Origin of the sequence: Halobacteriovorax sp. RT-2-3 (genome assembly GCF_047085075.1) — a bacterium.
In the GTDB taxonomy this organism is placed as follows: domain Bacteria; phylum Bdellovibrionota; class Bacteriovoracia; order Bacteriovoracales; family Bacteriovoracaceae; genus Halobacteriovorax_A.
In genome coordinates, this window is the sequence record NZ_JBKIYF010000001.1 from 249834 (window position 1) to 265597 (window position 15764).

The following is a 15764-nucleotide window of genomic DNA, read 5'->3' on the forward strand; positions in this document are numbered from 1 at the left end:
ATTTTCTTTCTGATTGTGTTATTGCCAATATTTGTTCATTTCCTTTTTAAGCCTTTTAGGATGCGACAAACTTCTATTAGAGCATCATTTTACAATATCGTTGCTGAAAGTATGCAAACAGCAGCAGGTGCTGAAAATATTAGAAAACGTAAACATATTCAAAACTCCTTATTAATAATTTCATGGGTTTTGTTTTGTGTCGCTCTTTCTAAGCCTGTCATGAGTGGTAAAGAAATAATAAAAAATATTTCTTCAAAGAGCTTCTATATCGCATTGGATTTGTCTGGCTCGATGAGCTATCAAGATACCCAAACTGGTGAGACAAGACTTGATGTTGCGAAGAAGAATATCACAAAATTTATTAACGAAAGAAGTGATGACTTTCTAGGACTTATTGTCTTTGGAGACTCTGCTTACCTTCAGGCCCCATTATCAAATGATAAAAAATCACTTGTGTCACTTGTTGAGCAATCTAGTGTCGGGATGGCCGGTCTTAGTACCAGGTTAGGAGACGCCATTGGACTCGGAATTAAGCGATTTCGAGATACTAAGGTTAAAGAACGTGTTTTCATCTTATTAACTGATGGCAATGATACAGGTAGTGAAGTTCGTCCTATTGATGCTGCTCAAATAGCTAAAAATGAGAATATTAGAATTTATGTTTTGGGGTATGGAGATCCTACTACTGTAGGTGAGAATAGCCTTGATACAAATACACTCAAACAGATCGCCACGTTAACTAATGGCCGATTTTACTTACCCAAGAATGAGAAAGAGCTTGAAGAGGCATTTAAAGAAATCAACTCTATTGAAGTTCAGCAAATGACAAGATTAACATATCGGCCAAAGTACGACCTCTTTTATTACCCAATTATTATAATTTTATTATTATATCTCTTTGCCATTGTAATCGTGATATCTAGTCGACGCTTTAGACATAGGAGTGTGCAATGAGTGAAATCTTGGCGCTAGCTAAAGCATTTATTATACGCTTTTATACTAATATTGCTGCCTTCCACTTCATTAGGCCATGGTGGCTGCTTTTGCTTATTATCGTAGCTCTATTTGCTGTACTCTATTTACGAAGTAAGAAGATGGGGGAGCTTGGACAATATTTTGGCCGTGATATTTTAAATGCTCTTGTTGTAAAACAACGAGGAGAATACCTTAAAGATCCACAGTTATGGGCGCTAGCATTAGCTTTTATGCTTATTCTTGCCGCTAGTGGACCTAGTTTTGAAAAGGTAAGGACATCCTTTGATGAGAATGAATCTAAAACAATGCTTGTCTTTAATCTTTCTGAATCAATGGAGTCAATTGATATATCACCATCGCGTATTGAAAGAGCAAAATTAAAAATTATCGATCTATTAAAAGTTACTCAAGGCTCTTATTACTCTCTTGTTGTTACATCTGGTAACTCATATCAAATTCTTCCCTTTACAAGAGATTTTAATATCTTAAATAATTTCATTACAGCACTTGATACCTCTCTTGTAACAGGTGAACTCTTGCGCTTATCAAGTCTTGAGAAAGTAGTGGCATCTTCCTTTTCAAAAGATGGCCAGGGGCAAAACTTAATTTTTATCTCTGATCAAGTTGATGATGAATCGATTCCAATTATGGCCCGTGGGCTTGAATCTTATGATGTTAACTTAATAGTCTATGGTGTAGGCCGACCAGAAGTTGAATTAGATAGCAATACTTTTAATCCTACTTTACTTCAGAAGTTTGCTTCAGCAGGAAATGGTAATTATATAGAGTTCTCTAATGATAATAGTGATATTGCTCAAGTGAGTGCTTATTTAACAAAGTATTACCCCCTAGATAGCGATAGTGATCTTCCTTGGCATGATCTTGGTTATTATCTACTCTTTCTATGCATTGCCCCTTTTGTTATGTACTTTAGGCGTGGTTGGGTGGCCGTTATTCACTGTTTTATTATTTTTGTTTGCTTCTCTCCAAAGACTGTAAAAGCAAATATAATATTGGATCCATTCTTAACTTCAAATCAACAAGGCCATTTATTTTATAAGCTCGGTTATTTTAAGAAGGCCGCTAAAGAATATGATGATCAGTATAGTAAGGCCCTCTCTTATTATTTGGCTGAGGACTTTAAGAATGCTCAGCTATATTTTTCAAGCCTTGATTCTCCTGCTGCGAGATTTGCAAATGCAAATTGCATTGCACATATGGGTTATTACTTATCAGCACAATTAGAATACGAAAAGATTATTAAGAGTGGTGGCCCCTATGCAAAGAAGGCAATGCAAAATGTTGAGATTATGAAAAAACTTGTTGCTGAGATTGATGCAACTAGTTTGGCCCAAAGGGCCGAAGGGGACGAGAAGACAAAACTCTACCGTGAGAAATTTAAGATATCTCGCGGGGCCAAGGTATTAGAGACAAATACAAAAGATTCAAGGGAATCAAAAGATGCTCTAAATGTCGATTTATGGATGAATAAAGTTCATTCACCTCTGCGAGAGTTTTTGGCCCGTAAAATTCAAATCATAGATCAGCAAATAGAAACTAAAAAATCTGATAATGATGAGGTTGATAATGAATAGATCATTATTTTATTTCCTCTCATTTTTTATACTGGTTTTTCATCGTCATTCTTATGCATTAAATGGAATAAAAAGTTATTTGAACTCAGGCGAGATTGAGTTCTCGTTTGTAAGAGCTGGTGAAGGGAAGATTGTTCCAAAACAATTAGTTGTTTTCGATCTTTTTACAAAATATCAAAAAGGCTTAGAGGTTGATGTTAGAGTTCTCGATATCAACTTTTCCAAAGGACTAGCAACTCAGCAAAGCACTCGCGAATACTTCCTTCAGTCTTCTGGCAATGTTTTATTGAAATCTCAGAGTATTCAAGTCTTTCCAAGTTATAGTGGTAACCTTCTTGTTGAAGGCGTTAGACTTGCCGTTACTGTTCGTAATAAATCGACAGGTGTAAAAGGCCGTGAAGAAATCTTTTTGCCTGGCCCATCTTTTGAGGTTGAAGATGTGGGAGCTAATTATGATTTTGTTGCCTTGGGAGTTGAGGAAAACCTCACTCAAATTAGTGAACAAAATGAAGACTCAGATGCTCTTGTTTTTGAATACAAAATTGAAGCGAGTCAGACAAGTGTGGCGCTTTTACCTCAAATGCGTTTTAAGAGGCAAGATGATGTCTCGTTTTATTATGAAGTACTTGAAAAGGATGATCGTTTTGATCGTGGAGAAGCGAAATCTATTATAAGAGAAAAGATAACTGTCGTCTTTAATCGTGCTGGTAGCGTTAAGCTTGAGCCCACAAGGATTCGTTATTTTGATATAGATAATGATGAAATTCAAAATAGTGAACTACAAAATATAATAATACACTTGGGAGGATTTTACTTCTCTACTAAGACTAAACTCTTAATCTGTGTCATCGCTTTAGTTCTTGTGTTTGTTTTTTATCTCTATCGACTAAATCGAGAATCACTCGCATATTTTTATAATAATTTAAAAGAAGAGTATAATAATCGACGTGTTTTCAAACAGATTATAAAAAAGCGAGATGCAGTTGGACTAATCAACTACTTATATCGATTTGCGCATGATGCTAATGAGCTTACTCTGATGTCATTTTTTGAAAATTATGGTATTGATGATTCTGCTATATCTAATATTTCTAATGAAGAGGCCATTGTCGGTATTGAAAAACTATTTGCCGATCTTTTTTTAGAATCTAAGCAGTCTGAAGATTATTGGCCACACTTCGAAAGATTATCGCTTAAGAGAGATCTCAAAATGGCATCACTTAAGTATGGTAATCACATAAGTGAGCTTAACTAGTGCAAATTATACTTAATATCATCTTCTTTGTTCTCGTTCTTATTGCTGCTCCTTCGTGTTTTAATAAAAAACTAGAAGTTACAAAGTTTGATCCCACAAAAATTTCTTATGAACAATTAAAGAGTAATAATGATCCATCAACATGTTTTCAGTGTCACGAGGATGTCGCATCTCAGTGGAGCAGCTCAGATCATTTTCATTCAATGAATAAGGGGACTAAGGAATTTGTAAAAGGTGATTTTAATAATAAAGTTTTTGAAGCAAATAGAACAAAGTATCTATTTGTCGAGAAACAAGGTCAGTTTTATATTTCTATCAACGGCCTCGATTATAAAGTTCTTTATACATTTGGACATTATCCACTTCAGCAATATGTTGTTGATACTGGAAAAGATGGTAAATTCCAAGTACCTCCAATTGCTTGGGATATCGAAGCTAAGAGGTGGTTTAATACTTTAAGTGAAGTTCAAGTAAATCATCCACACCTTAGTGATTCACTAAAGTGGGATAATAGAGTTAATAATTGGAATAATCGCTGTGCAAGCTGCCACTCTTCAGGCCTAGATAAGTCTTATGATTTTAAAACTGATTCATATAAGACTAAGTCTTTAAGTGAAAATGTCTCATGCTTTTCTTGTCACGGTGATGCTAGTACACACCTTAAGTGGGCCAGTATGCCTTTAGAAGATAGAGACTCTAATCTGACAAACAAAGGCTTTTGGCGTAATTCAACAAATGGTTATAAAGAGATTATTCCTGCAAAAGATGGTGGTGTGCATACGTATATTACAGAACATGATGCAAACACGACTTGTCTTACTTGTCACAGTTTAAGAGAAGACATGAGTGATCATGCTGACTTTGCTGCTGACTTCTTTAATCAATTCTCTCTGACGATTGTAAATGATAATCAGTACCATATTGATGGCCAGCAGAAAGAAGAAGCTTTTGTAGGTGGCTCTTTTCTCCAATCAAAAATGTTCCATAATGGTGTCAAATGTATTAATTGCCACAATCCTCATAGTGGTAAACTTAAAAAAGAAGGAAATGCTCTTTGTTTACAGTGTCACGATCTTTCTTATGATAAAAAGGCCCATCATGGACATGAAATCGCAAGTGCAAGTTGTGTCGACTGTCACATGCCTAAAAAGGCCTTTATGGGAATTGATATGAGGGCCGATCATAAATTTGTCATTCCTAGGCCTGATTATTCTCTTTCCTATGGTGTACCTAATAGTTGTACTTCTTGTCATAGCGATATTTCAAAAGAGAAGATGAACTCGATGTTCCAAACTAAGTTTCCAAATCTTAAAACAAGAGATGAGCTCCTTGAGATAATTGGTGAAATGAAGAAGGGGAATTTTAAAAATAAAAATCGACTACTGTCGTATATCAATAATGTTGACATGCCAGAGATGAAAAGGGCCGCGGCCATTGTTCTTCTAAGAGAGTTTCCTAGCATGAAGAAAGTCGATTACGAGAAGTTATTAAGTAGTGATTCAATTTTGATAAAAAAAGCGACATTGGAATTGTTGTTAAACTTTCCAGATATTTCACAGCTTCAGACGGCCATTATCGATTTGGCAAAAAAAGGACCTAAGCTTCTATCTTTCTCAGCGGTTTATGTTCTAGCAACTCATGGCCTTAATTTTGAAAAGGCTCCAGGCATTGATCTTAGGCCTCAGCTTGATTCTCTACTAACTATGTTAGAGCTTCATAGTGATGCTCCTGATAATATTCTTAAACTGGCAACTTTGTCTCGTTTTGGCCTATTTCCTAAAACACCTGCACAACTTCTTGAGGCTTCCATAAAGAAGTATCCATATTTTATTGCGGCCTATATCAATTTGGCCGATCTTCATCGCTCAATTGGTAATGAAGCACAGACGGTACAAATCTTAACGCAGGCATTGAATAAAAACCCACAGGATGGCAGTGTTTTAACTGCACTAGGTATGCATTACACGCGACTAGGAGATTATCGTAAGGCCCTTGATTATTTTAAATCTGCGAGTGACTTGAATAAAGATAATGCTTATTTTAGCTACCTCTATATACTTACCTATAAGCAGGTTTTTGGTGCTGAGCAGGCGCTTGGTGAAGCTAAGAAATACGAATCTCGCTATGAGGCATCATTCCTTTTTAACCAATTACTTTTTGCTTTAAGTGTAGAGCTTCAGGATGTTGAGAATACGAAGTTCTATAGTAAGAAAATAAATCGTTTTAGACAGTGATTTTGAAACAAAAATTACTGTGAAAAGTCGTGATTCTCTTACATTTTTAAGAATTTTTAATGAAGGCCATTAGGTCAACAAACTACTGTTGTAATATTTACATGTGCAAAAATGATAGGTTGTAACATCTCAAATCACGTCGTATAAACCACTCATTAATGTAGCAGGGATTGATGAATAAACATATCGATAAAGTTGTGTTGTTGTTCTTTGTTCCCCAAATTCGTGTTAATTTTCGTGTTGTTGTTATTCTCGAATTATTCGTATGTTTTTCAATTTCTGCTACACCTAATATATATAAAGGCCTGCATTGCAGGCCTTTTTTTTTCTTATTGTTTTAATTCTTTGTGCTTGTCTTGAATCATTTTAACAATTTCTAGTGTGTCTTTCGTGCGTAACATCTTAGGTGAAATCTCGTCACTTGGAAGCTCCCAAAGTTTATCTAGGGTACGGTAGAACTTAAGGTTCTTATTTGCCCATACCTCATCAACTTTACTAACAGCAGTGAAGTGAGGTGCTGTGTGTAGTACTTCTGGAGAATCAGAAAGAACATTTTTGATTGCTATTAGAACATCTGTAAAATCATCTAGCTCTTTCTTTGTGAAAGATTCAGTTGGTTCAATCATAAGACCAAATACTTCTGGGAAAGCAACTGTTGGTGCGTGAAGCCCGAAGTCTAGGAATAACTTTCCAACTTTTGCAATAATCTGATTTTTAAGAGTTCCTGACTTTTCGATATGAGCAAACATATCGTCACTTAGTGTAATAATAAATTCGTGCATACGTGGTGTTTCATCCGCTCCATGTGGCAGCATTGGATAAACATCCTTAAGCTTTTGGAAAAGATAGCGTGCGCTTAATACTGCAATTTGTGACATTGTCACAACACCGTCTTGACCTAGGGCCTTTAGATAAGTGTAGGCACGTACTTTGTGAGCAACGTTTCCATCGTGGCGGTGGAAGTCTCCAATACATTTTGGAGCACGTACTTTCTTGTATGAACCATCAGCTAATTTCTCAATTTGAGTTCCAGGAATATAGTCAACAAGTTTGCTACTTACAGCAACGATAGCGTCTCCTGGTCCACCTCCACCGTGTGGTATAGTCCAAGTTTTATGAAGGTTGTTGTGGCAAGCATCCACTCCTAATTTCTCAAGAGAAACAATCCCTGCAATAGCGTTCATATTCGCACCGTCCATATAGACTAGGCCGTCAACAGAGTGAATAAGATCCGCTACTTCTTTAAAGTTCTCTTCAAAGATACCTGCTGTATTAGGATTTGTTACCATGATACCAGCAATGCGCTCGCCATCTGTTTTGATAATCTCTTTTAGTTGCTCAAGATCAATTTGACCTCTTTCATTAGCATCTAAAGTAATGATACCAACTTGTTTCCCGTCAACTTTAGCTGGGACAAAACCAGCTACTGCGGCAGTCGCTGGATTAGTTCCGTGGGCAGAGCGTGGGATAAGAATTACATTCTTAGTTTCAGCGTTACCTCTATCTGCATGATAGGCCTGGAACATCTTGATACCAACAAGTTCTCCCTGTGCACCGGCCACTGCTTGAGTAACAAGTCCTGGAAGTCCTGTTATCGCCTTAAAATCTTCTTGGATATTGTAAAGTAGCTCAAGTGTTCCTTGAGTATACTTATCATCTAGGTCTGGGTGTGCCATTGTAAAGCCAGCAAGCCCTGCTGCCCAGTCATTCACATATGGATTGTATTTCATTGTACATGAACCAAGAGGGTAGATGGCATCATCTGGAGAAACGTTTAAGCTTCCACACTTGTCGTAAAATGCTTTTACTTCTTCTGTTGTGAAAGTTGCAATCCCTGGTGCATCTTCTCTTATATATGTTTGAGGGATTTCCGGCATGAAGAATTCTGATTCACTTTGCGCTGAAAAATTTGCATTAAAAGCAGCAATTAATTTATCGAGATCTTCTTGAGTGTGCTGGTCACCAAAAGAGACTTTTAATAGGTTTCCTTCTAGATTGTGGCGGCCACTAATATCTTTACCAGCAACTAGATCTTCAGTTGAGGCAAGCATGTCACTTACTTTCTTATCTAGCTTTAGAACAACTTCATTAAAGTAAGGAGCATCAAAGGCAAGCTCCACACCATCTAGGTGTAGAATATTTGAAAGGAAGTATTGAGTGTTTTGTCTTGAAGTTGCAAGCTTATCTGATAAACCTTCATCACCAAGTGCTAAAAGTGCAGCACCTGCAATTGTTGCTACAAATGACTGGTTTGAGCAGATATTACTTGTGGCCTTCTCACGACGGATATGTTGTTCACGAGTTGATAGTACCATCGCAAGACATTCTTGATTATTCATATCAACTGCATTACCTACGTAGCGTCCAGCAGTTTGGCGAATTTGATTCTTATTTGCGTCGTTAAAACGAATTCCAAAGATACCTAAACCTGGTCCACCATAGTTTGCGTCTAGGCAAAGGTGTTGACCTTCACCAACGATCATTGTTGCACCGGCCTTGTCACTACCGTATTCACTTGGCTTCTTTAAACCACCCTTAGCAAGTAGCATTGGATCGATAATAGCAATTGAGAATACTTCGTTGTCACGACATAGGTCAGTTAAGGCATCAACATCTTCTAGTAGACCAAGTGAGTTTACTTGGCCAAATGCAAATGCAGCAATTTCTTTATTTGTTTCAAGTAACTCTTTTACTTTATCGAAGTCTGTTAGACCGCTTTCTTTATTAATTGGTGCCCATAGGATTTCCAGATCAGTATGTGCAGCATTTGTTTCAAGTACACTTCTATCTTGAGGATAGATTGCTTCACTTACTAATACTTTTGTTCTCTTGCGTGCAAGACGTACTCCTGTCTTTAGTGCTTCAAATAAACAAGTTGATCTTTCGTATAAAGACGCATTAACCGCTTCATAACCAGTTAGTGCTGTAATTGCACTTGAGTAGATCCAAAGAGTGTTTAGTGTTCCTTGTGATCTTTCTGGTTGGTAAGGAGTGTATGCTGTTGTTAGTCCTCTAATATTGCAAACATATGGAACGATCTCATGAATTTTAAACTGTGGAAGTCCATCACCTAAGAAGTTTGTAGGGATTTTATTCTTTTTTGATAGTTCATCAAGATTAGTAACGAGATCATCATAAGATAGTCCTTCTTTTAAAGGAATTTTTGATGAGAATTTTACATCGTCTTTAATATGAGAGAATAATTCTTCTAGTGTCGTTAGACCTAGTTCGTTTAACATCTGTTTAATTTCTTCATCACTTGCACTGATATAATTCTTTGCAAGTTCACGATTAAGATCACCAGAGTTTACTTTTAAATTTCTTGGGTCAAAACCAAGTTTCTCAATAGTTGAGTTTGATACGTCTTGTGTGTGTGACATCTGTTCTCCGTGTGTGTTATATCTAGATAAATTAATTCTAAAGTATGTATTTACGAAAAGTATATATAGCATAGAAAAAACTGGCCATCTACTTGATTTTAATATGAATGAGACTTCACTAATGACTAATATTGATATTGTAATTGACTGCGCGCAAGAAGAAGATTTAAAAATAGAATCTCTGAATCAAGCGCTGCGCAACTATTTGCAGAAGCTCTCTTCTTATAAATTGACTTATCAATTGCACATGACAGGTGAATCCTTACAAGGGGTTTATTTAGTTTGGAAAGATAATGAATTGTGCTTATTTGATCCGGCCCGAGATTCTTCATTGAAGCTTGATTGGGCAACAGACTTACAAACTCATTTAAAAAGGAATTATGCTGTAACAAAAGAGCCTCTTTTTCGTGCCCTAAAACTGAAAGGTGGTGACATCGAGCATAATAAAGTTGTTGATGCAACCCTAGGTACAGGTAAAGACGCTTGCTTACTTTTAAGCTTTGGCTGTCATCTCGATTGTTTTGAAAGAAATCCCTATGTTTTTGGACTTGCTCTTTGGGCGTATGAGAAGGCCATAAGTTTTGAAAATGAAAAGATTTCTAATATTTTCAAAAAATATATGAGCATCAGCTATGGTCAAGCAACTTTGGCCGATACGGGAAGTGATTTTAAGCGATGCTTTTACGATCCCATGTATGAAATGACAAAATCCAAGGCCAAGAGTGCGCTTAGTCGCAAGGAAATGGAAGTCTTTAAGGACTTAGTAGGTAAAGATACTGATCAGGATCTATACCTATGGTCTTTGTGTACCAAATTTCCTTTAGTTTGCTTAAAGAGGCCAATTAAAGCAAATGAGGTACAAATTCCTACTGATTGTAAGCATCAAAGAGTCGTCTACAGCGGTAAATCGACACGTTATGAGCGCTACTTTCTTCCTTAATATTCTTAAGAAAACATAGTCTTTTAATAAAGTTATTGTTATTATTTCAAGCGTTTAGTAACTCAAACTCAAATTAAAGGAATTTCATGGATATCGTTATTTCTCCAGCGAAGAAACTTAATTTTGATCACTCAGATATCACTGTTGCTCAAGATGTAAATCTAGAGAAACCTACGTTCATAAAAGAGGCCACTGAGCTTGCTACTAAGATGGCAAATTTTGAAAGTGAAGATTTATCTAAAATGATGAAGCTTTCAAAGGCCTTGGCCGATTTGAATGTTGATCGTTTTAATAATTTTAAGAAAACAAATGATCTTGGCGCTGCAATTTTTAGTTTTGCAGGAGATACATATCAAGGCCTAAATGCGGGTGAGCTTAAAAAGAGTGAGTTAAACTATGCTCAAAAACACTTAAAGATTCTTTCTGGCCTCTATGGTGTTCTTGCTCCATTTGATGAGTTACGTGCTTATCGTTTAGAGATGGGAACTCGTATTAATGGCCAAGGTCTAACAAATCTTTATAATTTTTGGGGCGAAAAAATTGTTGAGAAAATTAATGAAGATGCAAAAGCGAATAAGTCTAAGTATCTTGTTAACCTCGCTTCAGAGGAATACTTCAAGAGTGTTAAAAAAGACAAACTCGTTCCTGAACTTGTTAATGTGCGCTTCTTAGATTTTAAGAATGGCCAATATAAGGTTATTTCTTTCAATGCTAAAAGAGCACGCGGTATGATGGCACGCTTTATTATTGAAAATAAAATTAAGGATATTGAAGGCCTTAAAAACTTTGATGTTGCTGGTTACAAGTATGCTGACTTTGATGAAGTAAATAATGAACTTATTTTTAAAAGAAAAGAGTCTTAAATATAAAGGATTAAGTATGAAGAAGTATGATGTGTACGGAATGGGAAATGCCCTTGTTGATATGGAATTTAAAGTTTCTGATGAATTCCTAAACGACCACCTAATTGAAAAAGGCCTAATGACTCTTGTTGAAAAAGAAAGACAAGATCACCTTCTTAACTCTCTTAGAGGAAGTAATGTTGGTCATTCTCGTGCTTGTGGGGGATCTGCTGCAAATACGATTATTGGTGCTACTCAACTTGGTGCTAAAACTTTCTACTCATGTAAAGTTGCACAAGATGAAACAGGAGAGTTCTATAAGAATGACCTGCTTGCAAATGGTGTTAAGTCTAATATTGAACAAGGTCTATATGATGGTGAAACAGGTAAGTGTCTTGTCATGATCTCTGAAGATGCAGAAAGAACTATGAATACTTTTCTTGGAACGACTGCAACATATTCAGATGAACAACTTGATCTTGCCGCTCTAGGCGACAGTAAGTGGCTTTATATGGAAGGTTATCTTGTAACTGGTGCGGCGGGAATTGCTGCCTGTCAAACGGCCAGAGATTTTGCAAGAAAGAATGATGTTAAAGTTGCATTAACATTTTCTGATCCTGGTATTGTAGGCTTCTTTAAAGATGGCTTCAAGCAAATGATTGGTGATGATAAGTTGGATCTTCTTTTCTGTAACGAGGAAGAAGCAAAATCATTTACTGGAATGGATTCAGTTGAGAAAGCATTTGAAGCGCTAAAGAATATTTCACATTCTTTTGCAATTACTGCTGGCTCAAAAGGAGCTTTCCTTTATAATGGTTCAGAGCAAATTAATGTTTCAGCTCCAAAGGTTTCTGCTGTTGATACTAACGGTGCAGGAGACTTATTTGCAGGTGCATTCCTTTACGGGATTACTAATGGGCTAGACTTTAGCGCTGCAGGAACACTTGCATGTGCGTGTTCTGCAAAGCTTGTAACACAATACGGGCCAAGATTAGAAAAAGAACAAACTCATTCTATTTTAAAAGAAGTTTTATAAGAAGGTATTTAAATGACACAATTAAAGCGCATCGAACTTAAGCAATTATTTGATCAGGCATCTGACTTTATCGGCTCTGTTGTAACTGTTAAAGGATGGGTACGTTCGGTAAGAAAATCAAAAGCATTTTCTTTTATTGTTTTAAATGACGGATCTTCTCAGGATCTACTACAAATTGTAGCTGATGGTGGTATCGAAAATTATGAGGCCCTTTCGACTATGTTAACTGGTACTTGTGTATCAATTACTGGAAAGGTTGTTGAGTCTCAAGGTAAGGGGCAGACAATTGAGATGCAGGCGACAACTGGTACTGTAATTGGTGCAGTTGATGATTCTTATCCTCTACAAAAGAAAGGTACTTCACTTGAACACTTAAGAGATATTGCTCACTTAAGAGTTAGAACAAATCTATTTGGAGCAGTTTTTCGTGTTCGTCACGCACTTGCTATGGCAACTCACAAGTTCTTTGATGATAAAGGTTTCTTCTACCTAAACTCACCAATTATCACTGCAGTTGACGGTGAAGGTGCTGGAGAAATGTTTAATGTTTCAACGCTTGATAAGCACAATCCTCCAAAAACGGATAAGGGTGAAGTTGACTTCGCTAAAGATTACTTTGGTAAAGATGTTTCACTATGTGTAACTGGACAACTAGAAGGTGAGTGTCACGCATTAGGACTTGGAAAGGTTTATACTTTTGGTCCAACGTTTAGATCTGAAAATTCAAATACTAAGCGCCACCTTGCGGAATTCTGGATGATTGAGCCAGAAGTTGCATTTGCTGACCTTGAGGATGTGGCCGAACTTGCTGCTGATTATATTAAGTATATGATCGAGTATGCCTTTACACATTGTCGTAAAGAACTTGAATTCCTTTATTCAATGCCATTTACTGATGTTGATAAGAATCATTTTGAAACACTAGCGGCAGTTCGCGATAGTGAGTTTAAGAAAATTACTTATACTGAAGCAATTGAAATTCTATCTGCTTCAGGTGCAAAATTTGAATTCCCGACAAATTGGGGAGAAGAGCTTCAAACTGAGCACGAGAAATATTTAACAGATGTACACTTTAAATCACCTGTTATTGTTACGGATTACCCAAAAGATTGTAAGGCCTTCTATATGAAGCAAAACGATGATGGGAAAACAGTTCGTGCGATGGACGTTTTAGTTCCAGGTATTGGTGAGCTTATTGGTGGATCTCAACGTGAGGAAGATCTTGATAAACTTACAAAGCGTATGGATGAGATGGGAATGGAGAAAGAAGGTTACTGGTGGTACCTAGAGCTTCGTAAATTTGGCTCAGCTCCTCACTCTGGATTTGGACTTGGTTTCGAGCGTGCAATTATGTACATCACAGGTATGAGCAATATCCGTGACGTTATTGCATTTCCAAGAACTCCAGGAAATTGTGACTTCTAAAAATCGCGAAACGATTATATTTTTTCCGGGGCTTAATCAGGCCCCGGCATCTTTCATCTTTTCAAACCCAAATGTTAAATTTATCTCACTTTCTTTCAACAAGAATTCTCGTCCTGATATTGAAAAGGATTTAGAGCGAATTAGAAAAGTATTTAAGGAAAACGGGCGATCTAGTATCGTTGCTCATTCTTTGGCGGCCTTACTTATTGAGTGGTTAATTCAAAATGAGAATCTTGATATAAGAAATTGTAAAATTACTTACGTCGCCCCTGCGTTTTACCCACGTAATTTGCTTACTAAATTTGTTAAGGCATCAGCAAGGGGAGCGCTATCTCGTCTTCCTATTCCTTCACTTGCGCCACTCAAGACTCGAGTTCGTTCCTATGTCGAACTTGGGGTTTACGCAGAGATTTTGGCCTTAAATGAGGGAGTTCTACTAAAGAAGATTAACGCTTCTGTTATAGTGGATAAGAGAGATGAGATGCTTAATGTAAAATATTTGAAAGCTATCTCAGGGCTTGAAATTGTGAGGGAAAATCATTTCCCTCACCATCGTTGTTATACATCTTTAAAAAGAATTATTGATTAGATTTTGTTTCCGTATTCTTTGGTTTATCACCAGAAGGTTTACGGAAGTTTCCGCTTTTTGATTTATTGCGGTTCCTATTGCGATTGCGATTCTTGTTTTGTGACTTATTTTGGCCATCTTCAGATTGTGCATTTTTATCCTGAGGCCTTCTGTTTCTAGGCCTATCATCACTATCTTTGTCACCTTTTTCATTTCTATTTGTTGGGCGACGCTTTGGACGATTGTTATTATGGCGCTTCTTTTCAATTTTTTGCTTTGGAATATTGTCCGATTCATCTTCAGTTGAATCTAATGGAATCTTCTCAATATCCTCGTCGTCACTATTATTTGATTCTTCTTCATCATCAAATAACTCGTGCGCATCTTCTTCAATATCATCGCTATCACTATCGTTATTTAGGCTCTTAAGGAAGGCCTGCTTTCTTAGACGTAGCTCTTCTTCTAACTCCTCAATTCCAATAATTGTCGAAGTTTCTTTTGTGATTGATCTAAATTCAGTAGGGAAGCTCCATTCTTTAGGTGGACGACAACGTTTTTTATCAAATTGATTCTTATAATAGCGACGGATATAGCCTCTATCAGTTAACATTTCAAATTGTTCTAATAGAATATGAAGCTTTAAAACCTTTCCGATATCACCATTCTTAGTGCGGATATAAGATCCTTCTCCTGGAAGGAATTCTCTCTTATTTGTGTAAACATCATCTTCGTATTTGATACAACACTTAACTTGTCCACAAACACCATTAATTTTTGAAGGAATTAGGGCAAGGTTTTGATTCTTTGCCATTTTTATGGATACGTTTCCGTAGTTTGTTAAGAAGTACGAACAACAAGTTTGAAGTCCACAAGCTCCTGTTGCACCAAGTGCCGCAGCACGATCTCTTACTGAGATTTGGCGAAGCTCGATCCTCATCTTAATCTCTGACACAAGGTCTTTTACAAGATTTCTAAAGTCTACACGCTCTGGAGCAGTGAAGTAGAATACGGCCTTTTTTCCAAATTGAATAAACTCAACGTGTGTTAAGTTCATATTTAGATTGTACTTTTCAATGAGGCGAAGGCAGATGATTTCGGCCTCGTTCTCTTTTTTCAAATAACTCTTTTGTTCGTCGATATCTTCCTGAGTTGCAACTTTTGAAATTGAACGAATAGGGAGCATCGACTTATCGAATGTGACTTCGTATGGGAAAGAGTTGATATAACCAACAGTCATTCCTCTGTCACTCATCGCTATTACTTTTTGTCCGTATGTGAATTTTCTCTTACCTAGTAAGAAAGGCTGACTTTTAGCATTTCCTGGGAAGCGAACTCTTACCATTGTAAGTGTTTGACCTTCTTCGAATTTACCATCTTGCTCTTTAGCAAGTTTATCATCATGCTTGTTGAATTTATTTACTTTCTTCTTACCACCTGACTTATCATTGTCATGTGATTCAGATATATCTTGCTGATCTTGGTTCGTCATTTTGTCCCATCAATTTTTTTTGAGT

Annotated in this window: 11 protein-coding genes; 9 read left to right on the forward strand and 2 right to left on the reverse strand. The window is 36.7% G+C overall.

The genetic code is table 11. The features are described from left to right. The first annotated feature begins 60 nt into the window (after positions 1–60). From ACMAYX_RS01175 to ACMAYX_RS01190, 4 genes are read left to right on the forward strand one after another with little or no spacing between them, the layout of a single operon-like run. Complete coding sequence (locus tag ACMAYX_RS01175; protein ID WP_412469505.1) at positions 61–954, forward strand: VWA domain-containing protein; 894 nt, start codon at positions 61–63, stop codon at positions 952–954. Beyond that, positions 951–2570: a vWA domain-containing protein gene (locus ACMAYX_RS01180; protein ID WP_412469506.1), complete on the forward strand. Its 1620-nt coding sequence runs from the start codon at positions 951–953 to the stop codon at positions 2568–2570. The genes ACMAYX_RS01175 and ACMAYX_RS01180 overlap by 4 nt, the downstream gene beginning before the upstream one ends. After that, on the forward strand, positions 2563–3825 hold the full coding sequence (locus ACMAYX_RS01185) for a hypothetical protein (protein ID WP_412471405.1): 1263 nt from the start codon (positions 2563–2565) through the stop codon (positions 3823–3825). The genes ACMAYX_RS01180 and ACMAYX_RS01185 overlap by 8 nt, the downstream gene beginning before the upstream one ends. Further along, the gene (locus ACMAYX_RS01190) at positions 3825–6059 is read left to right on the forward strand and encodes an ammonia-forming cytochrome c nitrite reductase subunit c552 (protein ID WP_412471406.1); all 2235 of its coding nucleotides are present in this window, start codon (positions 3825–3827) and stop codon (positions 6057–6059) included. Before ACMAYX_RS01185 ends, ACMAYX_RS01190 begins: the two co-directional genes overlap by 1 nt. Positions 6060–6388: 329 nt before the next feature. On the opposite strand, the gene gcvPB is transcribed toward ACMAYX_RS01190, so the two are convergent. Next, complete coding sequence (gcvPB, locus tag ACMAYX_RS01195; protein ID WP_412471407.1) at positions 6389–9439, reverse strand: aminomethyl-transferring glycine dehydrogenase subunit GcvPB; 3051 nt, start codon at positions 9437–9439, stop codon at positions 6389–6391. A gap of 121 nt (positions 9440–9560) precedes the next feature. On the opposite strand from gcvPB, the gene ACMAYX_RS01200 reads away from it, so the two are divergent. From ACMAYX_RS01200 to ACMAYX_RS01220, 5 genes are all read left to right on the forward strand, one after another. After that, a complete protein-coding gene (locus ACMAYX_RS01200; protein ID WP_412469510.1) occupies positions 9561–10379 on the forward strand; it encodes a class I SAM-dependent methyltransferase in 819 nt (272 codons plus the stop codon). 86 nt (positions 10380–10465) lie between these two features. Next, on the forward strand, positions 10466–11242 hold the full coding sequence (gene yaaA / locus ACMAYX_RS01205) for a peroxide stress protein YaaA (RefSeq protein ID WP_103217166.1): 777 nt from the start codon (positions 10466–10468) through the stop codon (positions 11240–11242). Positions 11243–11258: 16 nt separating this feature from the next. Then, a complete protein-coding gene (locus tag ACMAYX_RS01210) occupies positions 11259–12257 on the forward strand; it encodes an adenosine kinase (protein WP_392992035.1) in 999 nt (332 codons plus the stop codon). Positions 12258–12269: 12 nt separating this feature from the next. Next, the gene (gene asnS, locus ACMAYX_RS01215) at positions 12270–13682 is read left to right on the forward strand and encodes an asparagine--tRNA ligase (RefSeq protein ID WP_103217167.1); all 1413 of its coding nucleotides are present in this window, start codon (positions 12270–12272) and stop codon (positions 13680–13682) included. Continuing rightward, on the forward strand, positions 13672–14271 hold the full coding sequence (locus tag ACMAYX_RS01220; protein WP_412469512.1) for a hypothetical protein: 600 nt from the start codon (positions 13672–13674) through the stop codon (positions 14269–14271). Before asnS ends, ACMAYX_RS01220 begins: the two co-directional genes overlap by 11 nt. On the opposite strand, the gene ACMAYX_RS01225 is transcribed toward ACMAYX_RS01220, so the two are convergent. Next, positions 14261–15739, reverse strand: a complete 1479-nt coding sequence (locus tag ACMAYX_RS01225) for a stage 0 sporulation family protein (RefSeq protein WP_103217169.1) — start codon at positions 15737–15739, stop codon at positions 14261–14263. The two genes, ACMAYX_RS01220 and ACMAYX_RS01225, sit on opposite strands and share 11 nt — an antisense overlap. Positions 15740–15764: the final 25 nt, after the last annotated feature.

Coding starts and splice junctions, on each gene's coding strand:
- ACMAYX_RS01200 (WP_412469510.1), top strand. CDS start 9,561: ATGACTAATATTGATATTGTAATTGACTGCGCGCAAGAAGAAGATTTA.
- ACMAYX_RS01180 (WP_412469506.1), top strand. CDS start 951: ATGAGTGAAATCTTGGCGCTAGCTAAAGCATTTATTATACGCTTTTAT.
- ACMAYX_RS01225 (WP_103217169.1), bottom strand. CDS start 15,739: ATGACGAACCAAGATCAGCAAGATATATCTGAATCACATGACAATGAT.
- gcvPB (WP_412471407.1), bottom strand. CDS start 9,439: ATGTCACACACACAAGACGTATCAAACTCAACTATTGAGAAACTTGGT.
- yaaA (WP_103217166.1), top strand. CDS start 10,466: ATGGATATCGTTATTTCTCCAGCGAAGAAACTTAATTTTGATCACTCA.
- ACMAYX_RS01210 (WP_392992035.1), top strand. CDS start 11,259: ATGAAGAAGTATGATGTGTACGGAATGGGAAATGCCCTTGTTGATATG.
- asnS (WP_103217167.1), top strand. CDS start 12,270: ATGACACAATTAAAGCGCATCGAACTTAAGCAATTATTTGATCAGGCA.
- ACMAYX_RS01185 (WP_412471405.1), top strand. CDS start 2,563: ATGAATAGATCATTATTTTATTTCCTCTCATTTTTTATACTGGTTTTT.
- ACMAYX_RS01175 (WP_412469505.1), top strand. CDS start 61: ATGCGACAAACTTCTATTAGAGCATCATTTTACAATATCGTTGCTGAA.